The 26,512-nt window shown below is 61.6% G+C and carries 20 protein-coding genes; 14 read left to right on the top strand and 6 right to left on the bottom strand.

Annotation, left to right across the window (positions count from 1 at the left end):
* Positions 1-3: 3 nt before the first annotated feature.
* The 3 genes from VRB54_RS05810 (at position 4) to VRB54_RS05800 (ending at position 4,900) form a co-directional block, all read left to right on the top strand.
* Positions 4-2,706, top strand: coding sequence for a [protein-PII] uridylyltransferase (locus VRB54_RS05810; protein ID WP_338479901.1), 2,703 nt, complete (start codon positions 4-6; stop codon positions 2,704-2,706).
* A gap of 142 nt (positions 2,707-2,848) precedes the next feature.
* Positions 2,849-4,048: a succinyldiaminopimelate transaminase gene (gene dapC, locus VRB54_RS05805; RefSeq protein WP_338479900.1), complete on the top strand. Its 1,200-nt coding sequence runs from the start codon at positions 2,849-2,851 to the stop codon at positions 4,046-4,048.
* 108 nt (positions 4,049-4,156) lie between these two features.
* Positions 4,157-4,900 carry a M12 family metallopeptidase gene (locus VRB54_RS05800; RefSeq protein ID WP_338479899.1) on the top strand — a complete coding sequence of 248 codons (744 nt, stop codon included), beginning with the start codon at positions 4,157-4,159 and terminating at the stop codon, positions 4,898-4,900.
* 9 nt (positions 4,901-4,909) lie between these two features.
* Here the strand turns inward: VRB54_RS05800 and VRB54_RS05795 are convergent, their stop codons facing one another.
* Positions 4,910-6,559 (bottom strand): Na+/H+ antiporter, encoded by a 1,650-nt coding sequence (locus tag VRB54_RS05795; RefSeq protein ID WP_338479898.1) that lies wholly within the window; start codon positions 6,557-6,559, stop codon positions 4,910-4,912.
* A 239-nt stretch (positions 6,560-6,798) separates the two neighbouring features.
* Here VRB54_RS05795 and VRB54_RS05790 point away from each other — a divergent pair, with 239 nt between their 5' ends.
* From VRB54_RS05790 to VRB54_RS05775, 4 genes are all read left to right on the top strand, one after another.
* Positions 6,799-7,107 carry an arsenate reductase gene (locus VRB54_RS05790; RefSeq protein ID WP_338484208.1) on the top strand — a complete coding sequence of 103 codons (309 nt, stop codon included), beginning with the start codon at positions 6,799-6,801 and terminating at the stop codon, positions 7,105-7,107.
* A 31-nt stretch (positions 7,108-7,138) separates the two neighbouring features.
* On the top strand, positions 7,139-8,173 hold the full coding sequence (gene dapD / locus VRB54_RS05785) for a 2,3,4,5-tetrahydropyridine-2,6-dicarboxylate N-succinyltransferase (RefSeq protein ID WP_338479895.1): 1,035 nt from the start codon (positions 7,139-7,141) through the stop codon (positions 8,171-8,173).
* A 69-nt stretch (positions 8,174-8,242) separates the two neighbouring features.
* Positions 8,243-9,448, top strand: a complete 1,206-nt coding sequence (locus tag VRB54_RS05780; RefSeq protein WP_338479894.1) for a cysteine desulfurase — start codon at positions 8,243-8,245, stop codon at positions 9,446-9,448.
* Complete coding sequence (locus VRB54_RS05775; protein WP_338479892.1) at positions 9,445-9,861, top strand: SufE family protein; 417 nt, start codon at positions 9,445-9,447, stop codon at positions 9,859-9,861. The genes VRB54_RS05780 and VRB54_RS05775 overlap by 4 nt, the downstream gene beginning before the upstream one ends.
* 531 nt (positions 9,862-10,392) lie before the next feature.
* Here VRB54_RS05775 and tcdA read toward each other — a convergent pair.
* Positions 10,393-11,196 carry a tRNA cyclic N6-threonylcarbamoyladenosine(37) synthase TcdA gene (tcdA, locus tag VRB54_RS05770; RefSeq protein ID WP_338479891.1) on the bottom strand — a complete coding sequence of 268 codons (804 nt, stop codon included), beginning with the start codon at positions 11,194-11,196 and terminating at the stop codon, positions 10,393-10,395.
* 217 nt (positions 11,197-11,413) lie between these two features.
* On the opposite strand from tcdA, the gene VRB54_RS05765 reads away from it, so the two are divergent.
* From VRB54_RS05765 to VRB54_RS05750, 4 genes are all read left to right on the top strand, one after another.
* Complete coding sequence (locus VRB54_RS05765; RefSeq protein WP_338479890.1) at positions 11,414-14,005, top strand: glycosyltransferase; 2,592 nt, start codon at positions 11,414-11,416, stop codon at positions 14,003-14,005.
* A gap of 156 nt (positions 14,006-14,161) precedes the next feature.
* The gene (gene dapE, locus VRB54_RS05760) at positions 14,162-15,313 is read left to right on the top strand and encodes a succinyl-diaminopimelate desuccinylase (RefSeq protein ID WP_338479889.1); all 1,152 of its coding nucleotides are present in this window, start codon (positions 14,162-14,164) and stop codon (positions 15,311-15,313) included.
* Entirely contained in the window at positions 15,313-16,122 is an 810-nt protein-coding gene (locus VRB54_RS05755; RefSeq protein WP_338479888.1) for a putative RNA methyltransferase, read from the top strand. The genes dapE and VRB54_RS05755 overlap by 1 nt, the downstream gene beginning before the upstream one ends.
* A 56-nt stretch (positions 16,123-16,178) precedes the next feature.
* Positions 16,179-16,556, top strand: coding sequence for a hypothetical protein (locus VRB54_RS05750; protein WP_338479887.1), 378 nt, complete (start codon positions 16,179-16,181; stop codon positions 16,554-16,556).
* A gap of 132 nt (positions 16,557-16,688) precedes the next feature.
* Here the strand turns inward: VRB54_RS05750 and VRB54_RS05745 are convergent, their stop codons facing one another.
* Complete coding sequence (locus VRB54_RS05745) at positions 16,689-16,898, bottom strand: cold-shock protein (protein ID WP_057007767.1); 210 nt, start codon at positions 16,896-16,898, stop codon at positions 16,689-16,691.
* A gap of 182 nt (positions 16,899-17,080) precedes the next feature.
* Between VRB54_RS05745 and plsB the strand changes: the two genes are divergently transcribed.
* Both plsB and VRB54_RS05735 read left to right on the top strand, forming a co-directional pair.
* The gene (plsB, locus tag VRB54_RS05740) at positions 17,081-19,585 is read left to right on the top strand and encodes a glycerol-3-phosphate 1-O-acyltransferase PlsB (protein WP_338479886.1); all 2,505 of its coding nucleotides are present in this window, start codon (positions 17,081-17,083) and stop codon (positions 19,583-19,585) included.
* A 37-nt stretch (positions 19,586-19,622) separates the two neighbouring features.
* A complete protein-coding gene (locus VRB54_RS05735; protein ID WP_338479885.1) occupies positions 19,623-20,312 on the top strand; it encodes a DUF4197 domain-containing protein in 690 nt (229 codons plus the stop codon).
* A gap of 414 nt (positions 20,313-20,726) precedes the next feature.
* Here the strand turns inward: VRB54_RS05735 and VRB54_RS05730 are convergent, their stop codons facing one another.
* Together VRB54_RS05730 and VRB54_RS05725 are read right to left on the bottom strand one after the other, a co-directional pair.
* Positions 20,727-23,789 carry an efflux RND transporter permease subunit gene (locus VRB54_RS05730; RefSeq protein ID WP_338479884.1) on the bottom strand — a complete coding sequence of 1,021 codons (3,063 nt, stop codon included), beginning with the start codon at positions 23,787-23,789 and terminating at the stop codon, positions 20,727-20,729.
* 5 nt (positions 23,790-23,794) lie between these two features.
* Positions 23,795-24,895: an efflux RND transporter periplasmic adaptor subunit gene (locus VRB54_RS05725; RefSeq protein ID WP_338479883.1), complete on the bottom strand. Its 1,101-nt coding sequence runs from the start codon at positions 24,893-24,895 to the stop codon at positions 23,795-23,797.
* Between the two features lie 92 nt (positions 24,896-24,987).
* Between VRB54_RS05725 and VRB54_RS05720 the strand changes: the two genes are divergently transcribed.
* On the top strand, positions 24,988-25,644 hold the full coding sequence (locus tag VRB54_RS05720) for a TetR/AcrR family transcriptional regulator (protein WP_338479882.1): 657 nt from the start codon (positions 24,988-24,990) through the stop codon (positions 25,642-25,644).
* Here the strand turns inward: VRB54_RS05720 and VRB54_RS05715 are convergent.
* The gene (locus tag VRB54_RS05715; protein WP_338479881.1) at positions 25,634-26,416 is read right to left on the bottom strand and encodes a class I SAM-dependent methyltransferase; all 783 of its coding nucleotides are present in this window, start codon (positions 26,414-26,416) and stop codon (positions 25,634-25,636) included. The genes VRB54_RS05720 and VRB54_RS05715 overlap by 11 nt on opposite strands.
* Positions 26,417-26,512: the final 96 nt, after the last annotated feature.

Below are 26,512 nucleotides of genomic sequence, written 5' to 3'. Positions count from 1 at the left end.
TCGATGCCCCAGGTGGATCCCGAACTCTTCGACCGTGGCCAGTTCCAGGCCGAACTGGCCCTGAAGGCGAGCCCCATCGCCGCGTTCAAGAAGGCTATCCGCCAGGCCCGCGAAGTGCTCGATGCGCGCTTTCGCAGCGGCCGGGACATTCGTCGACTGATCGAGGATCGCGCCTGGTTCGTCGACAACATCCTGCAAAAGGCCTGGGAGCAGTTCAGTTGGAGCCGCGAGGCGGATATCGCCCTGGTGGCAGTCGGCGGTTATGGGCGCGGCGAACTGCACCCCTACTCCGACATCGACCTGCTGATCCTGCTGGACAGCGACGACCATGAGATCTTTCGCGATTCCATTGAGCGCTTTCTCACCCTGCTGTGGGATATCGGCCTGGAAGTCGGTCAGAGCGTGCGTTCGGTGGCCGAATGCGCCGAAGAGGCCCGGGCCGACCTGACCGTCATCACCAACCTGATGGAAAGCCGCACCATCGCCGGCCCCGAGCGCCTGCGCCAGCGCATGCTGGAAGTCACCAGCACCGCGCACATGTGGCCGAGCAAGGAGTTCTTCCTGGCAAAGCGCGCCGAGCAGAAAGCCCGGCACCACAAGTACAACGACACTGAATACAACCTTGAGCCCAACGTCAAAGGCTCGCCAGGCGGGCTGCGGGATATCCAGACGATTTTGTGGGTAGCGCGGCGCCAGTACGGCACTCTGAACCTGCGCGCGCTGGCCGGCGAAGGCTTCCTGGTCGAAAGCGAAAACGCCCTGCTGGCGTCGTCCCAGGAATTTTTGTGGAAGGTTCGCTACGCGCTGCACATGCTCGCCGGGCGCTCGGAAGACCGCCTGCTGTTCGATCACCAGCGCTCCATCGCCACCCTGCTTGGCTTCGAGGGCGAAGACGCAAAGACCAGCATCGAAAGCTTCATGCAGCAGTATTACCGCGTGGTAATGAGCATTGCCCAACTCAGCGACCTGATCATCCAGCACTTCGAAGAAGTTATCCTCGCGCCCGAGGATGAGGCGCCGCCGCAACCCATCAACTCGCGCTTCCAGTTGCACGACGGCTACATCGAGGCGCGCAACGACAACGTGTTCAGCCGCACCCCGTTCGCCATGCTTGAAATTTTCGTGCTGATGGCGCAGCAGCCGGAGATCAAAGGCGTGCGCGCCGACACGATTCGCCTGCTGCGGGAAAACCGTCACCTGATCGATGACGAGTTTCGCAACGACATTCGCAACACCAGCCTGTTCATCGAACTGTTCAAGTGCAGGATCGGCATCCATCGCAACCTGCGGCGGATGAACCGCTACGGCATCCTCGGGCGCTACCTGCCGGAGTTCGGTTTTATCGTCGGGCAGATGCAGCACGACCTGTTCCACATCTACACCGTCGACGCCCACACCCTCAATCTGATCAAGCATCTGCGCAAGTTGCAGTACACCCAGGTGTCGGAGAAATTCCCGCTGGCCAGCAAGCTCATGGCCAAGCTGCCCAAGCCGGAACTGATCTACCTCGCCGGCCTGTACCACGATATCGGCAAGGGCCGGCATGGCGATCACTCGGAAATCGGCGCGGTCGACGCAGAAGCGTTCTGCCAGCGCCACCAACTGCCGCTGTGGGACAGCCGTCTGATCGTGTGGCTGGTGCAGAACCACCTGGTGATGTCGACCACCGCCCAGCGCAAGGATTTGTCCGACCCGCAGGTGATCCACGACTTCGCGCAGATCGTCGGCGATGAAACCCACCTCGACTACCTGTACGTGCTGACCGTCTCCGACATCAACGCCACCAACCCGACGCTGTGGAATTCCTGGCGCGCCAGCCTGTTGCGCCAGCTGTACACCGAGACCAAGCGCGCCCTGCGCCGCGGCCTGGAAAACCCGGTGGACCGCGAAGAGCAGATCCGGCGCACCCAGAGCGCGGCCCTGGACATTCTGGTGCGCGGCGGCAACGACCCGGACGACGTCGAGCAACTGTGGTCGCAACTGGGCGACGATTACTTCCTGCGCCACACCGCCGGCGATGTGGCCTGGCACACCGACGCGATCCTGCAGCAGCCGGCCGATGGCGGCCCGCTGGTGCTGATCAAGGAAACCACCCAGCGCGAATTCGAGGGCGGCACGCAGATCTTCATCTATGCGCCCGACCAGCACGACTTCTTCGCGGTAACCGTGGCGGCCATGGACCAGCTCAACCTGAACATCCATGACGCACGGGTGATCACCTCCAGCAGCCAGTTCACCCTCGACACCTACATCGTGCTCGACACCGAGGGCGAGTCCATCGGCGACAACCCGGCGCGGGTGAAGAAGATCCGCGATGGCCTGACCGACGCCCTGCGCAACCCGGACGATTACCCGACCATCATCCAGCGCCGGGTGCCGCGCCAGCTCAAGCATTTTGCCTTTGCGCCCCAGGTCACCATCTCCAACGACGCGCAGCGCCCGGTTACCGTGCTGGAACTCAGCGCGCCCGACCGCCCCGACCTGCTGGCGCGCATCGGCGGGATTTTCCTGGAATTCGATCTGTCACTGCAAAATGCCAAGATCGCAACGCTCGGCGAGCGCGTGGAAGACGTGTTCTTTATTACCGATGCCGACAACCAGCCGCTGTCCGACCCCGAGCTGTGTCTGCGCCTGCAGGCGGCGATCGTGCAGCAATTGAGCGTGACCCAGGAGCCCGGCGTCGAGCTGACCCGCCTTACAATCTGATTTTTTACGTTGTAAACCCGATTCATGTGGGAGCTGGCTTGCCTGCGATACAGGCACCTCGGTCTGCCAGACAGATTGCAGTGATGCCATCGCAGGCAAGCCAGCTCCCACAGGATCCGAGTTCACCATGATCGAGGCTTACATGAACAACGCCCTGAACCAGCTCCAGCCCTACCCGTTCGAGAAACTGCGCGCGCTGCTCGGCAGCGTCACGCCAAACCCGGACAAGCGTCCGATTGCCCTGTCCATCGGCGAACCCAAGCACACCTCTCCTTCCTTCGTGGCCGAGGCGCTGAGCAACAACCTCGACCAGATGGCGGTGTACCCGACCACCCTGGGCATCCCGGCACTGCGCGAAGCCATTGGTGCCTGGTGCGAACGTCGCTTCAATGTGCCCAAGGGCTGGCTGGACCCGGCGCGCAATATTCTGCCGGTCAACGGCACCCGTGAGGCGCTGTTCGCCTTTACCCAGACCGTGGTCAATCGCAGCGACGATGCGCTGGTGGTGAGCCCGAACCCGTTCTACCAGATCTACGAAGGCGCCGCGTTCCTCGCCGGAGCCAAGCCGCATTACCTGCCGTGCCTGGATCAAAACGGCTTCAACCCGGATTTCGACGCGGTGTCACCGGACATCTGGAAACGCTGCCAGATCCTGTTCCTGTGCTCCCCCGGCAACCCCACCGGCGCACTCATCCCGGTCGACACCCTGAAAAAACTCATCGCCCTGGCCGACGAATACGACTTCGTCATCGCCGCCGACGAGTGCTACAGCGAACTCTACTTCGACGAGGACACCCCGCCACCGGGTTTGCTCAGTGCCTGCGTCGAGCTGGGTCGCCAGGATTTCAAGCGCTGCGTGGTGTTCCACAGCCTGTCCAAACGCTCCAACCTGCCGGGCCTGCGTTCCGGGTTCGTGGCGGGCGACGCCGACATCCTCAAGGCCTTCCTGCTGTACCGCACCTACCACGGCTGCGCAATGCCGGTGCAAACCCAGCTAGCCAGCATTGCGGCCTGGCAGGATGAGGCCCATGTGCAGGCCAACCGTGACCTGTATCGCGAAAAATTCGACACGGTGCTGGCCATCCTCAAGCCGGTACTGGACGTACAACACCCGGACGGAGGCTTCTACCTGTGGCCGAATGTGCAAGGTGACGATGCCGCGTTCTGCCGCGACCTGTTTGTGCAAGAACATGTGACCGTGGTGCCGGGCTCGTACCTGTCGCGGGAAGCGGACGGCGTAAACCCTGGCGCCGGTCGCGTACGCCTGGCGCTGGTTGCACCGCTGGCAGAGTGCGTGGAAGCGGCGGAGCGGATTCGCGATTTCATTCAGCGCGCCCAGTAACTCCTTTCAAATCCCGCACTGTGCAATGCAGTGCGGGTTCAATTTTCCCTGGGAACCAATTGAACCCTGCTTTCCACTACTCGGTACCTTATTCCGAGAGCAGAAAGCATGAGTTCCCCTATACAAGTATCGACTTTTATTCCTTATCCCTCTGACATGCACAGAGAAGCTTCAGGCTCCGAACATGTATCTCGAACCAGAAGAGGCGTTGCGGATACAAGTAAAAGATGGCCTGACGGCATTGTTCATATCGCATTGGACCTGAGAGATAACAGAAGTAAAGCACTGGTAATCGACGCACTCAGAGAATGGGCTCATCACACGCCCGCACTGCAATTCAAAGTTGTCGATGGCAAGGAGGGCGATATTCGCATCAGCGATGACGAGGGTTTCCAGGGTAGCTGGTCGGAGCTCGGCACCGGTGCAAAAAACACGCCGCTGGACGAGCCGACGATGCACCTGGACAGGAATGACAACTCGGCAGTCTTTCGCACAACGGCCTTGCATGAAATCGGGCATGCCCTGGGAATAGAGCATGAACACCAACACCCGGCTAACACGATCAACTGGGATAAGGACTACATCTATAAGTCCATGAATGACAGCCAAGGCTGGGATACAGATACGGTTGACATCAACATGTTTGATGTTCACACCGGACCCGATGTACTCCTGTCCCCCTACGACACCCGCTCAATCATGCATTACAACATTGAAGCTAACGAAACCATTGATGGACAAGCAGTGCCGCAAAACTACTCATTATCCAACGGAGACCAGGCAATCATTCGCACACTTTATACGCCCAACCGCTTCAAAGTCAGCGACGCCAATTCAAGTGCCAACCGGTAAACGTTGCAGCTATCCAGGCCTCATCGTCCCCAGATTCGCCTCACTCATATCCAGCTCCGCCAACACCTCCCTCAACACGTCATCACCAATCTGGTGAAGACGACTCAGGCGGTACAATTCAAGGCGCTGCGCACGCAGGGCCTTGAGCCGCAGCTTGCGTTCAAGCTGATCCATTTGCAGCGCCAGGGCCTGAGCTTCGGCAGAGTCGTTGAACACCTCCAACTGATGGCGATACTCCGACATCAGCCGCGCCCGCAGCTCGGTCGCCAGGGCTGCCTTGGCGGCATCCACTGGGTCCGCTTCGGCGGGCTCCTCGGCCTCCAGCGCATGGATCGCCGCTACCGCGGTTTTCTTCCAGGCCTCGCGTACTTCGTTGTGGCGCTTTTCATCCGGGCTCTTTTCAATGCCGCGCAACAGCAGGGGCAAGGCAATGCAGGCCGCAATCAGTGACAACAGAATCACGCCGGCCGCGATGAAGATCAGCAAGTCGCGCTCGGGGAAATCCTGACCCGGCGCCAGCAGCAAGGGCACCGACATGACACCGGCCAGGGTCACGGCGCCGCGCACGCCGCCGAAGGTCAGCAGCCAGCACGAACGCGCGGTCGGCACCTGGGTCAACTCACCTTTCCCACGTATACGTCGGGTCAGCACTGACAGGCGCCAGATGCTTTGCACCCAGATAAAGCGCAACACCACCAGCACCAGGAAAATCGCAATCACGTCCAGGCAGCGATACAACAGGGTTGGCCACACGGTCGGCTCATGGCTGACAACAGCCTTGATGATGTCCGGCAGTTGCAGACCCAACAGTAGAAATATCAGGCCGTTGAAGGCGAATTCCAGCAACGACCAGACGCTGCGATTGAGCAGGCGCGTGCTGGTCTGCCGTGGCAGCAGGTCAAGCCAGCTTTGCATCATGCCCGCCGCCACGGCCGAGAGGATGCCTGACGCGCCCAGGCGCTCGGCCAATACATACGCGGCAAACGGCAGCAGCAACATGAACACCACGTGCGTGGCCGGATCGTCCCAGCCGCGCGCGATCATCCAGGCGCGCAGGCGGCCGACCAGCCAGCTCAACGCCACACCCACTGCCAGGCCGCCCACCGCCACCAACACAAACGTCAGGCTGGCATCTGCGAGGGAAAACACCCCGGTCAACGCCGCCGCCAGGGCGAATTTGAAGGTCACCAGGCCCGACGCGTCATTCATCAGCGCCTCGCCCTGCAGCATGTGCATAAGCGGTTTGGGCAGACGATTCTGGGAAATGGCGGACACGGCTACCGCATCCGTCGGTGATAACACCGCCGCCAGCGCGAAGGCCGCCGGAAGCGGGATCGCAGGCAGCAGCCAGTGAATGAAATAGCCCGCGCCCACCACGGTGAACAGCACCAACCCCACGGCCAGCGTCAGGATCGGTCCGCGCAAGCGCCACAACTCACGCTTGGGCATGCGCCAGCCATCGGAGAACAACAGCGGCGGCAGAAACAGAAACAGGAACAGCTCCGGGTCCAGCGCTACATGCAGCCCGAGCGTCGGCCAGGCCAGCAAGGCGCCGGCTGCAATCTGCACCAGGGGCAACGGCAGGGGGATGATACGTCCGATGAGACGCGAAACGCTGACCAGCATCAGCAGGATAAGCACGGTGTAAGCGGTTTGCATAAAGCGGGGTTCCCGGACAATCGACTTGCAATGACACACATCAGGCAACAATTGGCAGTTGAAGTGCCATATTAGCTGCCTATGCTGCGCTGGCTTGTGCACAAAAGTCCTACAGCACCCAAATCCGCTGGGCATGGCATAATCCGCGATCTTTCGGTTTCATTAGTCCAAAAGGGGGCAATTCCTTGACCGATTCAAGCAAAACGTTGCACCTTTTCGGCATCAAAGCCTGCGACACCATGAAAAAGGCGCGCATCTGGCTCGACGAGCACGGCGTTACCTATCAGTTCCACGATTACAAAACGGCCGGTATCGACCGCGAACATTTGACCCAATGGTGCGATGAGCACGGTTGGCAAGTGGTGTTGAACCGTGCGGGCACCACCTTTCGCAAACTCGAAGACGAACGCAAAGCCGATCTCGATCAGTCGAAAGCCATTGAATTGATGCTCGTACAACCCTCGATGATCAAGCGCCCGGTGCTCGATCTCGGAGACAGAACCCTGATTGGCTTCAAGCCAGAAAGTTATTCGGCGGCCCTCAAGTAGGCCAGCCTTCCATTTTTGTAGAGGTAACAGCATGTCCCATTCCCTGTTCAGCCTGGGCTTCGGCGTTGGCACTCAGAACCGCCAGGGTGCCTGGCTGGAAGTGTTTTACGCACAACCCCTGCTTAACCCGTCGGCTGAAATCGTCGCGGCCATCGCGCCAATCCTCGGTTACACCGAAGGCAACCAGGCCATCACGTTCACCGTGTCCCAGGCTCTGCAACTGGCCGACGCGCTTAAAGGCGTCGACACTGCACAGGCCGCGCTGCTGAGCCGCCTGGCCGAGAGCCACACACCGCTGGTCGCCACCCTGCTGGCCGAAGACGCAGCGCTCACGTCCACGCCCGAGGCCTACCTCAAGCTGCACCTGCTGTCCCACCGCCTGGTCAAGCCTCACGGCCTGAGCCTGGCCGGTGTGTTCCCGCAGTTGCCGAACGTGGCGTGGACCAGCCAGGGCGCGATCGACATCAATGAACTGGCCGAGCGCCAGCTGGAAGCGCGCCTGCGTGGCGATCTGCTGGAAGTGTTCTCGGTGGACAAGTTCCCGAAAATGACCGATTACGTGGTCCCGACCGGCGTGCGTATCGCTGACGCCGCGCGTATCCGTCTGGGTGCGTATGTGGGCGAAGGCACCACGGTGATGCACGAAGGTTTCGTCAATTTCAATGCCGGCACCGAAGGCCCGGGCATGATCGAAGGCCGTGTCTCGGCTGGCGTGTTCGTCGGCAAGGGCTCGGACCTGGGTGGCGGTTGTTCCACCATGGGTACGCTGTCGGGCGGCGGCAATATGGTGATCAAGGTCGGTGAAGGCTGCCTGATCGGCGCCAACGCCGGTATCGGTATTCCATTGGGCGACCGCAACACCGTGGAATCGGGCCTGTACGTGACCGCCGGCACCAAGGTGGCGCTGCTGGACGAGCAGAACCAACTGGTCAAAGTGGTCAAGGCGCGCGAACTGGCCGGCCAGACCGACCTGCTGTTCCGCCGCAACTCCGAGACCGGTGCCGTGGAGTGCAAAACCCACAAATCGGCCATCGAACTGAACGAAGCGCTGCACGCTCACAACTAAGCAGCCACTCGATGCCACTGGCGAGCCGCGCCCTCAGGGTGCGGTTCGTTTATACGAGTCTTGACCACCATGCTTTTGCCCTCCCCCTGGCGCGCCGATTTCCCGGCCATTGCCACCCTGCAACGGCAGGACCAGACCTACCTGGACAACGCCGCCACCACACAAAAACCCCAGGCCTTGCTGGATGCGATCAGCCATTACTACGCCAATGGCGCCGCCAATGTGCACCGTGCCCAGCATCTGCCGGGGGCCCATGCCACCCAGGCGTTCGAAGACAGCCGTCTGAAGGTCGCGCAATGGCTCAACGCAGGCGACAGCGGGCAGATCGTGTTCACCCACGGCGCCACCTCGGCGCTGAACCTGTTGGCCTATGGCCTTGAGCACTTGTTCAATGCGGGGGATGAACTGGTCATCAGCGCCCTGGAGCACCACGCCAACCTTTTACCCTGGCAGCAGTTGGCCAAACGCCGCGCGCTGAAACTGGTGGTATTGCCGCTCGATGCAGCCGGTGTGATCGACCTCGACGCCGCCGCCGAACTGATCGGCCCGCGTACGCGGCTGCTGGCTGTGAGCCAGTTGTCCAATGTGCTCGGCACCTGGCAACCCCTGCAACATTTGCTGGCACTGGCACGCGCGAAGGGTGCCCTGAGCGTGGTCGACGGTGCCCAGGGCATTGTGCATGGCCGCCACGACGTGCAAACCCTGGGCTGCGATTTCTATGTGTTTTCCAGCCACAAGCTCTACGGCCCGGACGGCGTCGGCGTGCTGTTCGGCCGTAACGAAGCCCTGCATCACCTGCGTCACTGGCAGTTCGGCGGCGAGATGGTGCAGCAGGTCGACTACCACGCGGCAAACTTTCGCCCCGTGCCACTGGGTTTCGAGGCCGGCACGCCGCCGATTGCCGGCGTGATCGGCCTGGGCGCCAGCCTGGATTACCTGAGTTCCCTGGACCCGCGCGCCATCACCACCCATGAAGCGGCCCTGCATGACTACCTGCTGCGCGGCCTGAACGCGCGCAACGGCGTGCGCGTATTGGGCGCGCCGCAGGCAGCGCTGGCCAGCTTCGTGGTCGAAGGCGCGCACAACGCCGACCTGGCTCACCTGCTGACCGAACAAGGCATCGCCATCCGTGCCGGCCATCATTGTGCGATGCCGCTGCTCAAGGCCATGCAATTGTCCGGGGCGATCCGCGTATCGCTGGCGCTGTACAACGACTCGGATGACCTGGAGCGATTCTTCGCGGCCCTGGATCAGGCCCTGGATATGTTGCGATGAGCCAATTGCCGGTGGAAGCAGTGGCCGCGCTGCAAGCGTTCCAGGCCGTGGGCAACTGGGAACAGCGCGCGCGGATGCTGATGCAATGGGGCGAACGGCTGCCGGTACTGGCGGATCAAGACAAGATCGAGGCCAACCTGGTGCAGGGCTGCGAAAGCCTGGTGTGGTTGGTGGGTCGCTTGCAGGACGGGCACTGGCAGTTTGCGGCCAGCAGCGAGGCGCGGATGATTCGCGGATTGGTGGCGCTATTGCTGGCGCGGGTTAACGGGCTTTCGGCGGCTGAGCTGCAGGCGGTGGATTTGCCTGATTGGTTCAATCAACTGGGGTTGTCTCGGCAATTGTCGCCTTCGCGTAGTAATGGGTTGAATGCGGTTTTGCAGCGTATGCGGGCGTTGAGTTGTATGCAGAGTTGAGGGGGGACATATCCGGGTGTACATATCCGTTGCTGCGGTAACGGCTGATATGGGTTCCGCCCTTACGGCGGGTCACTTTTTGAAGAGCGCAAAAAGTAACCCAAAACGCTTTGCCCCAACACTCGGCACCTCGCTTAGGCTCGGTGTGCCCGCACTCCGGCTTTGGCTGCCGAACGCTGTACAAAATGTGGGAAGGGGCTTGCTCCCGATGGCTGAGTGTCAGTCAGCTTATGGGTAGCTGACCCACTGCTATCGGGAGCAAGCCCCCTCCCACAGTTGATCTCCATTTGTCTGTTGGCTATCACACTGCTTTTGATCTGGTTTGGTTTGCTTTGCTTTGCTTTGGCTTTTGATCTTGATCTCAGGCGCCCCGTCAACCACGCTGGCCGCACACCGAGCATTAGCGAGGTGCCGAGTGTTGGGGCAAGAGCCCTTTGGTTACTTTGGGGCTTTTCCAAAGTGACCCGCCGTAAGGGCGGAACCCATATCAGCCATTACCGCAGCAATGGATATGTACACCCTTAAACCTGCTTAAGACCTACGCTCCGACGGCCTGCGCACCCCCGCCACAATCTTATCCACCGCCTTGGTCGCCGCGACCATCCCAAACGTCGCAGTCACCATCATCACCGCGCCAAACCCACCCGCGCAGTCCAGCTTCACCCCATCGCCGACGAAACTCTTCTGCAAACAGATGCTGCCATCCGGCTTCGGATAGCGCAGTTGCTCACTGGAAAACACACAAGGCACGCTGTAATGACGCGTCACCGTGCGCGAAAACCCGTAGTCGCGACGCAGGGTCGAGCGCACTTTCGAGGCCAGCGGGTCGTTGAACGTGCGGTTCAGGTCGCACACCTGAATCAGCGTCGGATCAATTTGCCCGCCCGCGCCGCCGGTGGTGATGATCTGGATCTTGCGGCGCTTGCACCAGGCAATCAGCGCGGCCTTGGCGTTGACTGCATCGATGCAGTCGATCACGCAGTCGATGTTCGGCGTGATGTATTCAGCCATGGTGTCGCGGGTCACGAAATCCGCCACTGCGTGCACCGTGCACGCCGGGTTGATGCCGCGCAGGCGCTCGGCCATGACCTCGACCTTGGGTTTGCCCACGGTGCTGTCCAGCGCATGCAACTGGCGGTTGCTGTTGCTGACGCAGACATCGTCCAGGTCAAACAGCGAAATCTCGCCCACCCCGCAACGGGCCACGGCTTCCGCTGCCCAGGAGCCGACGCCGCCGACGCCGACGATCGCCACATGGGCCGCTTTCAAGCGTTCCAGGCCTTCAATGCCATACAAGCGAGCGACGCCTGCAAACCGTGGATCTTCTGTGCTCATGACCATTACCCCAAAAACCGGCGCGCATTATGGGCTACGCAGCGGCAAGTTTTAAGCGACAACTGACCGGTGAAGAACTTAGCGGGCATTTCGCTGCCCAAAGTCAGGTTTTTCTCGGCTTGCTGTACGCTCAGGGAAAGGCCGGTGTAGGATGCGCGCCGTTCGGCGTAGGCCGACACCTCTGTTCGTTCCACACCCTTTGGAACCCGAAATCGCCATGTCATCGCGTAAATTTGGACTCAACCTGGTGGTGGTGCTGGCAATTGCCGCGCTGTTCACCGGTTTCTGGGCGCTGATCAACCGCCCGGTCACCACTCCCAACTGGCCTGAACAGATCTCGGGGTTCTCCTACTCGCCGTTCCAGCAAGGCCAGTACCCGCAGAAAAACCAGTACCCGAGCGACGACCAGATGCGTCGCGATCTCGAAATCATGAGCAAGCTGACGGACAACATCCGTACCTACTCGGTCGACGGCACTCTGGGCGATATCCCCAAGCTGGCCGAAGAGTTCGGCCTGCGGGTAACCCTGGGTATCTGGATCAGCCCGGACCTGGAACGCAACGAGCGTGAAATCCAGCGTGCTATCGAAATCGCCAACAGCTCGCGCAGCGTGGTTCGCGTGGTAGTGGGCAACGAAGCGCTGTTCCGTGAAGAAATCACCCCCGAAGCGCTGATCGTGCTGCTGGATCGGGTGCGCGCCGCCGTGAAAGTGCCGGTAACCACCTCCGAGCAGTGGCACATCTGGGAAAAGAACCCGCAACTGGCCAGGCACGTCGACCTCATCGCCGCGCACATCCTGCCGTTCTGGGAGTTCATTCCGATGGACAAGGCCGGCCAGTACGTACTTGACCGCGCCCGCGACCTGAAGAAACTGTTCCCGAAAAAACCGCTGCTGCTGTCTGAAGTTGGCTGGCCGAGCAACGGGCGCATGCGTGGCGGCAATGAATCGTCCCCGGCCGACCAGGCGATCTACCTGCGCACATTGGTCAACAAGCTCAATCGCCAGGGCTTCAACTATTTCGTGATCGAGGCGTTCGACCAGCCCTGGAAGGTCAGCGACGAAGGCTCGGCGGGCGCCTATTGGGGCGTGTTCAACGCGGCGCGCCAGCAAAAATTCAACTTTGAAGGGCCGGTGGTCGCGATTCCGCAATGGCGGGTGCTGGCGATCGGCTCAGTGGTGCTGGCCCTGCTCTCGCTGACCCTGCTGATGATCGATGGCTCGGCGTTGCGTCAGCGCGGTCGCACCTTCCTGACCTTTATCGCGTTTTTGTGCGGGTCGGTGCTGGTATGGATTGGCTACGACTACAGCCAGCAGTACAGCACCTGGTTCAGCCTGACCGTTGGATTCCTGCTGGCACTGGGCGCGATGGGCGTGTTCATCGTGTTGCTGACCGAAGCCCACGAATTGGCCGAAGCGGTGTGGACGCACAAGCGCCGACGTGAATTCCTGCCGGTGGAAGGTGATTCGGACTACCGCCCGAAAGTATCGATCCATGTGCCGTGCTACAACGAGCCGCCGGAGATGGTCAAACAGACCCTCGACGCCCTGGCCGCACTCGATTACCCGGACTACGAAGTCCTGATCATCGACAACAACACCAAGGACCCGGCGGTGTGGGAACCAGTGCGCGATTACTGTGAAACCCTCGGCCCGCGCTTCAAGTTTTTCCATGTCTCGCCCCTGGCCGGTTTCAAGGGCGGCGCGCTGAACTACTTGATCCCGCACACCGCCGCAGACGCCGAAGTAATCGCGGTGATCGACTCGGACTACTGCGTGTCGCCCAACTGGCTCAAGCACATGGTGCCGCACTTCGCCGATCCGAAAATCGCTGTGGTGCAATCGCCCCAGGATTACCGCGACCAGAACGAAAGCACCTTCAAGAAGCTCTGCTACGCCGAATACAAGGGCTTTTTCCACATCGGCATGGTTACCCGCAACGATCGCGACGCAATCATCCAGCACGGCACCATGACCATGACCCGTCGCTCGGTGCTCGAAGAGCTCGGCTGGGCCGACTGGTGCATCTGCGAAGACGCCGAACTGGGCCTGCGGGTATTCGAGAAGGGCCTGTCGGCCGCGTATTACCACGACAGCTACGGCAAGGGCCTGATGCCTGATACCTTCATCGACTTCAAGAAGCAGCGTTTCCGCTGGGCCTATGGCGCGATCCAGATCATCAAGCGTCACACCGCGAGCCTCTTGCGCGGCAAGGACACCGAGCTGACCCGTGGCCAGCGCTACCACTTCCTCGCAGGCTGGCTGCCGTGGGTGGCGGACGGCATGAACATCTTCTTCACCGTCGGCGCGCTGTTGTGGTCGGCGGCGATGATCATCGTGCCAACGCGGGTCGACCCGCCGTTGCTGATTTTCGCGATTCCGCCGTTGGCGCTGTTCGTGTTCAAGGTGGGCAAGATCATCTTCCTGTACCGCCGCGCCGTCGGCGTGAACCTCAAGGACGCGTTCTGCGCGGCCCTGGCCGGGCTGGCGTTGTCTCACACCATCGCCAAGGCCGTGCTATATGGCTTTTTCACCACCAGCATTCCGTTCTTCCGTACGCCGAAAAACGCCGATAACCACGGCTTTTGGGTGGCGATTTCCGAAGCACGCGAAGAGATGTTCATCATGCTGCTGTTGTGGGGCGCAGCGCTGGGGATCTACCTGGTGCAGGGCCTGCCGAGCAATGACATGCGTTTCTGGGTGGTGATGCTGCTGGTGCAGTCGCTGCCGTATGTGGCCGCGCTGATCATGGCGTTCCTGTCGTCACTGCCCAAACCGGCAGCGGCACCCGAGCCTGTGCCTGCGGCGTAAAAACTTGCGTAATGCACTAAACGGCGGCCTCTGGTCGCCGTTTTGCTATAAGATAACGGCCGTTTTGTTGGATCAGGCAAGCCCCCTCCCACATTGGATCTGCGCCGTTTCAGCACATTCGTCCTGCGCCCATTACACGCTTCCCGGAGTTTTCCCATGACGGCCCATGCCGACCTTTCGCCGACCCTTCAACTTGCCATCGACCTGATTCGTCGCCCCTCGGTAACGCCGATCGACGCCGATTGCCAGAAGCTGATGATGCAGCGCCTGGGCGACGCTGGTTTTGCCCTGGAGCCGATGCGCATCGAGGACGTGGACAACTTCTGGGCCACCCACGGCCAGCATGCAGGCCCGGTACTGTGCTTTGCCGGCCACACCGACGTGGTGCCGACCGGCCCGCTGCAGGCCTGGCAGAACGATCCGTTCGACGCGCTGATCGACGAACATGGCATGCTCTGCGGGCGTGGCGCGGCGGACATGAAAGGCAGCCTGGCGGCCATGCTGGTGGCGGCAGAGCGCTTCGTGCAGGACTACCCGGACCACCGTGGCTCGGTCGCCTTTCTGATCACCAGCGATGAAGAAGGCCCGGCGCACCACGGCACCAAGGCCGTGATCGAACGTCTGGCCGCGCGCAACGAACGCCTGGACTGGTGCATCGTCGGCGAACCATCGAGCACTACCCTGGTGGGCGATGTGGTCAAGAACGGCCGTCGCGGCTCCCTCGGCGCAACCCTCACCGTACGCGGCGTGCAGGGCCATGTGGCCTACCCGCACCTGGCGAAGAACCCGATTCACCTGGCCGCACCGGCGCTGGCGGAACTGGCTGCCGAGCACTGGGACGATGGCAACACGTTCTTCCCGCCGACCAGCTTCCAGATCTCCAACCTCAATTCCGGCACCGGCGCCACCAACGTGATCCCCGGCGACCTGACGGCGGTGTTCAACTTCCGCTTCTCCACCGAATCCACCGTGGAAGGCCTGCAGCAGCGCGTTGCGCAGATTCTCGACAAGCACGGCCTGGACTGGTACGTGGAGTGGGCGCTGTCCGGCCTGCCGTTTCTGACCGAACCGGGCGCGCTGCTCGATGCGGTATCGGCCAGCATCAAGGCGATCACCGGGCGTGAAACCCAGGCATCGACCAGCGGCGGTACGTCGGACGGACGCTTCATCGCAACCCTCGGCACCCAGGTGGTCGAGCTGGGCCCGGTGAATGCGACGATCCATCAGGTCAATGAACGCATCCTGGCCAGCGACCTTGATGTGCTCACCGAGATCTACTACCAGACCCTGATCAAGTTGCTCGCCTGATGCTCGCCTGCCCCCTCTGCAGCGCCCCGCTAAACCCCGTGGACAACGGCGTGGCGTGCCCGGCCGGGCACCGTTTCGACCGCGCGCGCCAGGGTTACCTGAACCTGCTGCCGGTGCAGCACAAGAACAGCCGCGACCCGGGCGACAACCTGGCGATGGTCGAGGCGCGTCGCGACTTTCTCAACGCCGGCCACTACGCGCCGGTGGCCCGGCGCCTGGCTGAGCTGGCCGCCGAGCGCGCGCCGCAGCGCTGGGTGGACATTGGCTGCGGCGAGGGTTACTACACTGCGCAGATCGCCGAAGCCCTGCCGAATGCCGACGGTTATGCACTGGATATCTCCAGGGAAGCCGTCAAACGCGCGTGCAAGCGCAACCCCGCCGTCACTTGGTTGATCGCCAGCATGGCCCGTGTGCCATTGGCGTCAGACAGTTGCCAGTTCCTGGCCAGCGTGTTCAGCCCGCTGGACTGGGAAGAGGCCAAGCGCCTGCTCAGCCCCGGCGGCGGCCTGATGAAGGTCGGCCCCACCAGCGGCCACCTGATGGAGTTGCGCGAACGCCTGTACGACGAAGTGCGCGAGTACACCGATGACAAGCACCTGGCCCTGGTGCCGGACGGCATGAGCCTGGCACACAGCGAAATTCTCGAGTTCAGCCTGAGCCTGGCCGAGCCCGGGGACCGCGCCAACCTGCTGGCGATGACGCCCCACGGCTGGCGCGCCAGCGCCGAGCGCCGTGCACAGGTGATCGAAGCGACCGAACCGCTGCTGGTCACCGTATCGATGCGCTACGATTATTTCGTGCTTCAATAACCGACTTTTTCAGCACCCGCGAATGGATTTTTAAAATCCCGCAACGAGGAATATCCATGCGCCAACCCGATATCGAGATTTACCTGAAGGACGCCGACGTCGACCACAAGGCCATCGCCGCCTGGCTGGGCGCTGCCCTGGGCGCCTGCTCGGACTGGGTCCAGAAAGGCCAGACCTACAAGTGCACGGCCGGCAACGTGCCCGTCACCTGGCTGCCCAAAGCCGTTGGCAAATGGAACAGCCTGTACCTGGAAAGCGACCAGACTCCCTGGGAGGACGACATCGCCTGCGCCCGCGCCGCCTTTGCCGCGCTGAACGTCGAAGTGCGCTGCGCGCCGGGCACGTGGGTCGAGGAAGAAGGTGAGGAAAGCGCCGACACCTGGATTCGCATCAGCGCCGACGGTGAAGAGCAGATCACCTGGAAAACCGCCTGACCGTGAACTGTTAACCCAATCAAAAGTGCGGGAGGGGGCTTGCTCCCGATAGCGGTGGGTCAGCCAGCTTATTTGTAGCTGACTCACTGCAATCGGGAGCAAGCCCCCTCCCACATGGGTTCAGTGGTGGACTTACAGGCCGACTACATCCTCAGCCTGCAACCCCTTCTCGCCGCTCACCAGGGCGTACTCCACCTGCTGGCCCTCGGCCAACGAGCGATGGCCTTCACCGCGAATGGCGCGGTAGTGCACGAACACATCCTTGCCATCTTCACGCTGTATAAAGCCATAACCCTTTGCATCGTTGAACCACTTCACATTGCCGGTTTCGCGCGTCGTCATCCGTCTTGCTCCCACATGCATTTTTATTGTTGAGTTGTGTGCATTGAACTGCCGAGTATAAGACAGGCTCAAAAACCATCAACTCAAGTTTACATCGCTGCTTTTTTGCCGATTTTCGGCGAATACGGCACACTACCCACCCGAGCGCCTGCTCGGTTTTTTCCACTTCAAGCAGCTCGCCTATGACCCGCTCCCCGTTCCGCCGTCTGGTGTTCGGCACCTTGCGCCGACTGTTGTACCTCTGGGTTCGCTCGGAGACGATCAACCAGTCGTCCCTGACCCTCAACCTCGACCGCAGCCGGCCGGTGTTCTACGTGCTGCAATCGCCTTCCCTCACCGAACTGGCCGTGGTCGATGCCGAGTGCACCAAGGCCAGCCTGCCGCGCCCGGTGCTGCCGGTGGCGGTGGGCCCGCTGATGGAAGCTGCTGCATTCTTCTACCTCACGCCGGAGCCGGACTGGCTGGGCCGCCAGGACAAGCGCGGGGCGCCGCCTACTCTGACGCGCCTGGTCAACACCCTCAGCGAACATGCCGAAGAGAATGCACAAATCATTCCCGTCAGCGTGTTCTGGGGCCAATCCCCCGAGAGCGAGTCCAGCCCGTGGAAGCTGCTGTTTGCCGACAGCTGGGCCGTCACCGGGCGCCTGCGCCGCCTGTTGAGCATCCTGATCCTGGGGCGCAAGACCCGGGTGCAATTCTCCGCGCCGATCAACCTGCGCGAATTGATCGAGCACAATAAGGGGCACGAACGCACCGTGCGCATGGCCCAGCGCATCCTGCGCGTGCACTTTCGTAACCTGAAGACGGCGGTGATCGGCCCCGACCTGTCCCACCGCCGCAACCTGGTGAAGGGCCTGGTGAACATGCCCATGGTGCGCCAGGCCATCCTGGATGAAGCCGAACGGGAAAAAATCACCCCGGAAAAAGCCAAAGCCCTGGCCCTGCGCTACGGCAACGAGATTGCCTCGGACTACACCTACACCGCGATCCGCTTCCTCGAAGTGGTGCTGAGCTGGTTCTGGAACAAGATCTACGACGGCATCAAGGTCAACAATATCGAAGGTGTGCAACAGGTCGCTCAGGGCTACGAGGTGATCTACGTGCCTTGCCACCGCAGCCATATCGACTACCTGCTGCTGTCGTACCTGCTGTTCAAGAACGGCCTGACCCCGCCGCACATCGCCGCCGGCATAAACCTGAACATGCCGGTGATCGGCAGCCTGCTGCGCCGTGGCGGTGCGTTTTTCATGCGCCGCACCTTCAAGGGCAACCCGCTGTACACCTCGGTGTTCAACGAATACCTGCACACCCTGTTCACCAAGGGTTTCCCGGTGGAGTACTTCGTCGAAGGCGGCCGTTCGCGCACCGGGCGCATGCTGCAGCCCAAGACCGGCATGCTGGCGATCACCCTGCGCAGCTTCCTGCGCTCTTCGCGCATGCCAATCGTGTTCGTGCCGGTGTACATCGGCTATGAACGCGTGCTTGAGGGCCGCACTTACCTCGGTGAACTGCGCGGCGCGAGCAAGAAGAAAGAGTCGATCTTCGATATTTTCAAAGTGGTCGGCGCGCTCAAACAGCGCTTTGGCCAGGTCGCGGTCAACTTCGGCGAGCCGATCAAGCTGGCCGAGTTCCTCGACAGCGAGCAACCGGACTGGCGTTCCCAGGAACTGGCTCCGAACTACAAGCCGGCGTGGCTGCATGAAACCACGCACCGCCTGGGCGAACAGGTGGCGCGCCACTTGAACGAAGCGGCGGCGGTCAACCCGGTGAATCTGGTAGCCCTGGCCTTGCTCTCGACCACGCGCCTGGCCCTGGACGAACAGGCCATGGCGCGCCAGCTCGACCTGTACCTGGCGCTGCTGCGCCGCGTGCCGTATTCGCCGTACACCACCGTGCCCGAGGGTGATGGCCTGGCGCTGATCAAGCACGTCAAGGACATGGACCTGCTGTCGGAACAAAGCGATGCCCTGGGCAAGATCCTTTACCTGGACGAGCAGAACGCCGTCCTGATGACCTACTACCGCAATAACGTGCTGCACATCTTCGCCCTGCCGGCCCTGCTGGCGAGCTTCTTCCAGAGCAGCTCGCGCATGAGCCGCGAGCAGATGCTGCGCTACACCCACGCGCTCTACCCGTACCTGCAATCGGAGCTGTTTATCCGCTGGTCGCTGGAAGATCTCGACGCGGTGGTCGACCAATGGCTGCAAGCGTTTGTCGAACAGGGCCTGTTGCGCTTCGAGAACGACGTGTACCTGCGCCCGGCCCCGAGTTCGCGGCATTTCGTGCTGCTGACATTGCTGTCCAAGAGCATCGCCCAGACCCTGCAACGCTTCTATATGGCAATCTCGCTGCTGCTCAACAGCGGCCAGAGCAGCATCAGCGCCGAAGAGCTGGAAGACCTGTGCACGATCATGGCCCAGCGCCTGTCGATCCTGCATGGCCTCAATGCCCCGGAATTCTTCGACAAGAGCCTTTTCCGACATTTCATCCAGACGCTGCTGGAGCAAGATGTGCTGCGCCGCGACGATGCCGGCAAGTTGAGCTATCACGATTTGCTCGGCGAGCTGGCCGAAGGCGCCGCCAAGCGCGTATTGCCCGCCGACATTCGCCTGTCGATCCGCCAAGTGGCGCTGCACCGTGTCGATGGCGCGGCCGAGGCGCCGGTCGAACCGGCACAAAGCCGCTAGATTAAATGATCAACCTCTGAACATAAGGAAGCCCTTCATGCTCCGTAACACGCTTCGCCTGACTGCCCTGTGTGCCGGCCTGCTGCTCGGTGCCAACGCCATGGCCCTGGACCTTGGCAGCCTGTCCCAGGGCGACGCCAGTGGCGGCCTCAAGGATGCGCTGACCCAAGGCGCACAGATTGCCGTGAAACAACTGGGTACCCCCGGCGGTTTCAGCAACAACCCTGAGGTGAAAATCGGCCTGCCGGGCAAACTCGGTAAAGTCGCCGACAAGCTCAAGATGTTCGGCATGGGTGAACAGGTCACCCAGCTGGAAACCAGCATGAACAAAGCCGCCGAAACCGCCGTGACCCAGGCTCAGCCGATCCTGGTCAACGCCGTCAAAAACATGAGCGTGACCGACGCCAAGGGCATTCTCAGCGGCGGTCAGGATTCGGCCACCCAGTACCTGAACAAGAGCAGCCGCGAGCAGATCCGCGCCAAGTTCCTGCCAATAGTCAAAGCAGCGACCGACAAGGTCGGCGTGGCCCAGCAGTACAACTCGCTGGCCGGCAAGGCGGCGGCTTTTGGCGCGGTGGATGCCAAGAGCGCGAATGTCGAAAGCTACGTGACGGAGCAGGCGCTGGACGGTTTGTTCAAGATGATTGCGCAGCAGGAAGAAACCATTCGCAAGAATCCGGCAGCGGCGGCGACAAGCCTGGCCAGGAAAGTCTTTGGTGCGCTCTGAGCCTGACTGACGCATGAAAAAGCCCTGACACTGTCAGGGCTTTTTTTTGCTCAACCGAATGTCGCGCATACCTGTCAGCACACTTAATAACTGATGCGACCTGCCGACGAGCTGCTGGTGCTTTGCGAGAACGACATCGTCGAATTTTCGTTGCTGTTATTGACGGTGATATTGATATCCAGCTTGTTATTGCCTTGACCTTTATCCTTGTCATGGCGATGGTCCTGGCCTTGTCCGTTCCCCCTAACATCGAATTCATCATCTGCATCGGCAGCATCATCAGTATTGGCAAGATCATAAACATTCCTTTCTAGTTGAATTCACATCGCAACCCAACCGTCGCATTGTGTGTACGACGGCACCTACCGGTCGGGTAATCCCTGTGTGGTATCCAGAAAGAAATGGTTCCGGGGACTACGCGTCCTTCCTCACTCGAAACCACGCCGCATACAGGGCCGGCAGGAACAACAGCGTCAACGCCGTCGCCACAATCAGCCCGCCCATGATCGCGACCGCCATCGGCCCGAAGAACACACTGCGCGACAGGGGAATCATCGCCAGCACTGCCGCCAGCGCCGTCAGCACAATCGGACGAAAGCGCCGCACCGTGGCTTCGATGATCGCCTGCCAGGGCGCAAGGTCGGCCTTGATGTCCTGTTCGATCTGATCCACCAGAATCACCGAGTTACGCATGATCATGCCCGACAGAGCAATGGTGCCGAGCATGGCCACAAAGCCGAACGGCTGGCGGAATATCAGCAGGAACAGCGTCACGCCGATCAGGCCCAACGGTGCGGTCAGAAACACCATGGCCGTGCGTGAGAAGCTGCGCAGTTGCAGCATCAGCAACGTCAGCACCACCACGATGAACAACGGCACGCCGGCCTTTACCGAGTTCTGTCCACGGGCGGCATCTTCGACAGTGCCGCCCACCTCGAGCAGGTAGCCATCCGGCAACTCGGCGCGCACATCTGCAAGGGTCGGCAGGATCTGCTGGACCAGGGTCGCCGGCTGTTCCTTGCCGTAGATATCGGCGCGCACCGTCACGGTCGGCAGACGATTACGGTGCCAGATGATGCCTTCCTCGAAGCCATATTCAAGGGTAGCGATCTGCGACAGCGCCACACTCTTGCCGTTGTCGGTGGGCACCGCCAGGCTTGGCAGCAGCGACAACTGCGTACGTTCCTGGACGGTGCCGCGCAGCAGGATTTCGATCAACTCGTTGTCCTCCCGGTATTGGCTGACGCTGGCGCCGGTCAACGAGCGCTGGAGGAATCGCGACAGGTTGGCGGTACTCACGCCGAGGGCGCGGGCGCGGTCCTGATCGATATTGAGGTAGACGATCTTGCTCGGTTCTTCCCAGTCCAGGTGCACATTGACCACATGGGTGTTTTCGCGAACCCTGGCCGCCACTTTCCGCGCAAGGGCGCGCACCTCGTCGATGTGCTCGCCGGTCACCCGGAACTGCACCGGGTAGCCCACGGGCGGGCCGTTCTCCAGACGCGTGACGCGGGAGCGCAGGTCGGGGAATTGTTCGTTGAGGGTTTCGATCAGCCAGGTGCGCAGGTCTTCGCGCGCCTCGATGGTGCTGGCCAGCACCACCACCTGCGCAAAACTGGTGGCTGGCAGTTGCTGGTCCAGCGGCAGGTAGAAACGCGGCGAACCGGTGCCCACGTAGGCCACATAGTTATCGACCCCCACATGCTGCTTGAGCAAGCCTTCAAGGCGCTTGACCTGGTCGGCGGTGTTGCTCAGGGACGCGCCTTCGGCCAGCTTCAGGTCGACCATCAACTCCAGACGACCGGAGGCCGGAAAGAACTGCTGCGGCACAAAGCGAAACAACACCACCGAGCCGACAAACAGCAACAGGGTCATCACAATCACGGTTTTACGTCGGCGTACGCACCACTCAACCACACGTCTGACACGTTGATAGAACGGGGTGCCGTAGGGATCTGGCCCACTGGCACCGTGCTTGGCCGCGTGAATCTTCGCCAGGTCCGGCAGGAGCTTTTCCCCCAGGAACGGCACAAACACCACGGCCGCCACCCATGACGCCAGCAGCGCAATGGTCACTACCTGGAAGATCGAGCGGGTGTATTCGCCGGTACTCGATTGCGCAGTGGCAATCGGCAGGAAGCCTGCCGCCGTGATCAACGTGCCGGTGAGCATCGGGAAGGCGGTGCTGGTCCAGGCGAAACTGGCGGCCTTGAAGCGGTCGTAGCCCTGCTCCATTTTGATCGCCATCATTTCCACGGCGATGATGGCGTCGTCCACCAGAAGGCCCAGCGCCAGCACCAGGGCGCCGAGGGAGATCTTGTGCAGGCCGATGCCGAGGTAATACATGCTGGCGAAGGTCATGGCCAGAACCAGCGGAATTGCCAGGGCCACCACCATGCCGGTGCGTATTCCCAAGGAGAAGAAACTCACCAGCAGTACAATGGCCAATGCTTCGGCGAGCACCTGGACGAATTCGCCGACGCTGGTTTTCACCGCTGCCGGCTGATCCGACACCTTGCGCAGCTCCATGCCGGCCGGAAGGTTCTTTTGCAGACGTGCGAACTCACCTTCAAGGGCCTTGCCCAGCACCAGGATGTCGCCACCGTCGCGCATCGCCACGGCCAGGCCGATAGCATCGGCGCCCATGAAGCGCATGCGCGGTGAAGGCGGATCGCTGAAGCCACGCTGGATATCGGCCACATCGCTGATACGCAGGGTTCGCTCGCCAACGCGAATCGGGAAGTTGCGAATCTGCTCCACACTTTTGAAGTTACCCGACACGCGCAGTTGCACGCGCTCGGTCGGGGTTTCAAAGAAACCGGCAGTGGAGACAGCGTTCTGTTCCTGCAACGCCTGCTGCACCGCCGCCAGGGGCAAGCCGAGGGTCGCGAGCTTGAGGTTGGACAGTTCGATCCAGATTTTCTCGTCCTGCAGGCCGAGCAACTCGACCTTGCCCACATCCGCTACGCGCTGCAGTTGGATCTGAATACGGTCGGCGTAGTCCTTGAGCACGGCGTAGTCGAAGCCATCACCGGTCAGCGCGTAGATATTGCCGAAGGTGGTGCCGAACTCGTCATTGAAAAACGGCCCCTGGATATCCGGCGGCAAGGTCTGGCGAATGTCGCTGATCTTCTTGCGTACCTGGTACCACAACTCGGGGATCTGCGCCGAGTGCATGGCATCGCGGGCAATGAAGGTGACCTGGGATTCTCCAGGCCGGGAGAACGACACGATGCGCTCGTAATCGCCGGTCTCCATAAGTTTTTTCTCGATGCGCTCGGTGACCTGGCGCGAGACTTCCTCGGCCGTGGCGCCTGGCCAGTTGGTCTTGATCACCATGGCCTTGAACGTAAACGGCGGATCCTCGCTTTGCCCCAGCTTGGTGTAGGACAACGTACCGACCACCGCCAGCAGGATCATCAGGAACAACACGATCTGGCGATTACGCAACGCCCATGCGGAAAGATTGAAACCCATGGGGACTACTCCTTGGCCGCCAGATTCACCACACGGTTGGCACGATCCACCGGGCGTACCTGCTGGCCTTCGTGGAGCACATGCACGCCGGCGGCAATCACCCAATCCGTGGGGTTCAAACCTTCCAGCACCGGTACGCCGTGTTCACCGAAGGCACCGATACGCACCGGGGTGCGCTCCAGGGTGCTGTCCGGGCGCACGCGCCAGACGTAGGACGCCCCATTCTCTGCACTGAGGGCAGACAGCGGCACCGACAGCGCAATAACGCCATCGGCCTGTATGAATACGCGCGCGCTCTGGCCCAGCACGGCGGGGACTTTGCCGCCCGTGAACGCAACGCGTGCGGCAAAGGTGCGTGACTTGGGATCGGCCGCCGGCGACAGCTCGCGAATATGCCCGGTAAAGCGCTGGTCCGGCTGGTTCCACAGCTCCACCGACACTGGCTGACCGATTTTGAAACGGGCAAAGCCCTGCTCCGGCAGGCTGATCGCCACTTCCCGTTCGCCATCGGTGGCCAGGGTGAACACGGTCTGCCCGGCGGACACCACCTGGCCGACTTCCACCGCGCGCCGGGCCACCACGCCATCCTGCAGCGCGCGCAGCACGGCGTAACCGGCCTGGTTGCCGGCCACGGTGAACTCAGCCTTGATCTGTCTGAGCCGTGCTTCGCCCGCTCGGTAGAGGTTTTCGGCGTTGTCGTACTGCGAGCGGCTGACCATCTGCCGGTCCATCAGCGTTTTGTAGCGATCCCGCTCGGCGCGCACCAGGCTCAGGTTGGCCTCGGCGGCGGCTACCTGGGCGCGCGCGGCATCCAGCTGCAGGCGCACATCCTGCGGATCAAGCTCGGCCAGTGGCTGGTTGGCCCTGACCCGCTCGCCCTCCTCCACCAGGCGCTGGCTGACCTTGCCGCCGATGCGAAAAGCCAGGTCCGGTTCATAGCGGGCACGCACCTCACCGGTGTAGCTGTCCATCGCCTGCGCCGAAGGCTGCGGTTGCACCACCATGGCCGGGCGGACGCTGGTTTGGACCGCTTCTTCGTGGCCACAGGCGGCCAGCAGGAAAATCAGACTGGCAGGCAACGCAAGGGGCAGGAAAGTGCTGCGCATGCTGAAGGACCTTTCGCAAATGGAGCGCGGAATAATTATACTGACCGGTATGTTATTAATACCAAACTCACCAGTCCAGTATTAAAGGTAAAATGTCCTACAATCGCGCGAACACCAGCAGCCCTGGGCGTCCCAAGGACATGGCAAAACGCCAGGCAATCCTCGAAGCAGCGAAGGTGCTGTTTTTGAGCAATGGCTACGCCAGCACCAGCATGGACGCCGTGGCCCTTGAGGCCGGTGTGTCGAAACTCACCGTGTACAGCCACTTCACCGACAAGGAAACCCTGTTCACCGCCGCCGTGGTCGCCACCTGCGAGGAACAACTGCCGGTGATGTACTTCGAGCTGCCCGCCGGCATCCCCGTAGAGACGGTGCTGCTGAACATCGCGCGGGGCTTCCATCGGTTGATCAACAGTGAAGAGTCAGTGAACCTGCATCGCCTGATGATGACCACGGGCAATCAGGACGTGAAACTCTCGCAGATCTTCTTCGAGGCGGGCCCGATGCGCATGTTGCAAGGCATGGAGCGCCTGCTGGGCAAGATCGACCAGAGCGGCGCGTTGAGCATCGACAAACCGTTTACGGCAGCCGAGCACTTCTTCTGCCTGCTCAAGGGCACGGCGAACTTTCGCCTGCTGTATGGCTGCGGCGGACAGCTAAGTGAGCAAGCCGCCGAAGCCCATGTTCAGGATGTGGTGGGGTTGTTTATGCGGGCTTATCGCACAGAGGCCCGTGTTTCTAAGGCTTGAGCGCTTTTTTAGGATAAATGTCATACCGGCTGGACTTGCCATCCAGCGCATGGCTGGGCTTGGGCCCGTCAATGCAGGGTGCCTTGCGCGGACGTTTGACCACCACGCGGTGGCTGGCCAGGGCCAGGGCGGCCGCGAGCAAGGCCGGGGCGTCCTGGTCGTCGCCCACCAGGGGGCGGAACAGGCGCATTTCCTTCTTCACCAGCGCCGTTTTCTCACGGTGCGGGAACATCGGGTCGAGGTAGATAACCTGGGGCGGTTCGCCCTGCCAGTTGAGCATCAGGTCGATGGCGTTGCCCTTGAGCAACTGCATGCGCGCGACAATCGGCGCGACTTCAAAATCATCCGCGCCGCGTGCGAGGCCGTCTTCGAGCAAGGCGCCGATCAGCGGCTGGCGCTCGATCAGGCGCATCTCGCAACCCAGGCTTGCCAGCACGAAAGCGTCCTTGCCCAGGCCTGCGGTGGCATCGAGTACCCGTGGCCGCACGCCTTGAGCAATCCCCACCGCCTTGGCGATCATTTGCCCACTGCCGCCGCCGTATAGCCGCCGGTGCGCAGCGCCGCCGTCGACAAAGTCAACGCGTACCGGCCCCGGCGCGTCAGGCCCCAGCTGTTGCAGTTGCAGGCCGTGCTCACCCACTTGCAGGGAAAAATCCGCCGCTTCGAGCTGCACCGGCAAGCCGAGCAGCGCCGCCCACTGCTCGGCGCGCGCCTGGAATCCGTCGGTCAAGGCTTCGACCCGAATGCGGCTGGCCGCTGGTTGTTCGCTCATCAATCGCTACGCTCAAAAATATTAAGGATCGGCCAATAACGGCCGATAAAACCAACAGTCAGGTATTTTGCCAGAGCTGAGCGTCGACCGAGAAAA

The sequence above is a fragment of the Pseudomonas trivialis genome, from assembly GCF_036864995.1.
Lineage (GTDB): Bacteria > Pseudomonadota > Gammaproteobacteria > Pseudomonadales > Pseudomonadaceae > Aquipseudomonas > Aquipseudomonas trivialis.
Note: the sequence above shows the minus strand (reverse complement) of the source record. Positions and strands in the feature narration are given on the sequence as shown.

Coding starts and splice junctions, on each gene's coding strand:
- VRB54_RS05810 (WP_338479901.1), top strand. CDS start 4: ATGCCCCAGGTGGATCCCGAACTCTTCGACCGTGGCCAGTTCCAGGCC.
- dapC (WP_338479900.1), top strand. CDS start 2,849: ATGAACAACGCCCTGAACCAGCTCCAGCCCTACCCGTTCGAGAAACTG.
- VRB54_RS05800 (WP_338479899.1), top strand. CDS start 4,157: ATGAGTTCCCCTATACAAGTATCGACTTTTATTCCTTATCCCTCTGAC.
- VRB54_RS05795 (WP_338479898.1), bottom strand. CDS start 6,559: ATGCAAACCGCTTACACCGTGCTTATCCTGCTGATGCTGGTCAGCGTT.
- VRB54_RS05790 (WP_338484208.1), top strand. CDS start 6,799: ATGAAAAAGGCGCGCATCTGGCTCGACGAGCACGGCGTTACCTATCAG.
- dapD (WP_338479895.1), top strand. CDS start 7,139: ATGTCCCATTCCCTGTTCAGCCTGGGCTTCGGCGTTGGCACTCAGAAC.
- VRB54_RS05780 (WP_338479894.1), top strand. CDS start 8,243: ATGCTTTTGCCCTCCCCCTGGCGCGCCGATTTCCCGGCCATTGCCACC.
- VRB54_RS05775 (WP_338479892.1), top strand. CDS start 9,445: ATGAGCCAATTGCCGGTGGAAGCAGTGGCCGCGCTGCAAGCGTTCCAG.
- tcdA (WP_338479891.1), bottom strand. CDS start 11,196: ATGAGCACAGAAGATCCACGGTTTGCAGGCGTCGCTCGCTTGTATGGC.
- VRB54_RS05765 (WP_338479890.1), top strand. CDS start 11,414: ATGTCATCGCGTAAATTTGGACTCAACCTGGTGGTGGTGCTGGCAATT.
- dapE (WP_338479889.1), top strand. CDS start 14,162: ATGACGGCCCATGCCGACCTTTCGCCGACCCTTCAACTTGCCATCGAC.
- VRB54_RS05755 (WP_338479888.1), top strand. CDS start 15,313: ATGCTCGCCTGCCCCCTCTGCAGCGCCCCGCTAAACCCCGTGGACAAC.
- VRB54_RS05750 (WP_338479887.1), top strand. CDS start 16,179: ATGCGCCAACCCGATATCGAGATTTACCTGAAGGACGCCGACGTCGAC.
- VRB54_RS05745 (WP_057007767.1), bottom strand. CDS start 16,898: ATGACGACGCGCGAAACCGGCAATGTGAAGTGGTTCAACGATGCAAAG.
- plsB (WP_338479886.1), top strand. CDS start 17,081: ATGACCCGCTCCCCGTTCCGCCGTCTGGTGTTCGGCACCTTGCGCCGA.
- VRB54_RS05735 (WP_338479885.1), top strand. CDS start 19,623: ATGCTCCGTAACACGCTTCGCCTGACTGCCCTGTGTGCCGGCCTGCTG.
- VRB54_RS05730 (WP_338479884.1), bottom strand. CDS start 23,789: ATGGGTTTCAATCTTTCCGCATGGGCGTTGCGTAATCGCCAGATCGTG.
- VRB54_RS05725 (WP_338479883.1), bottom strand. CDS start 24,895: ATGCGCAGCACTTTCCTGCCCCTTGCGTTGCCTGCCAGTCTGATTTTC.
- VRB54_RS05720 (WP_338479882.1), top strand. CDS start 24,988: ATGTCCTACAATCGCGCGAACACCAGCAGCCCTGGGCGTCCCAAGGAC.
- VRB54_RS05715 (WP_338479881.1), bottom strand. CDS start 26,416: ATGAGCGAACAACCAGCGGCCAGCCGCATTCGGGTCGAAGCCTTGACC.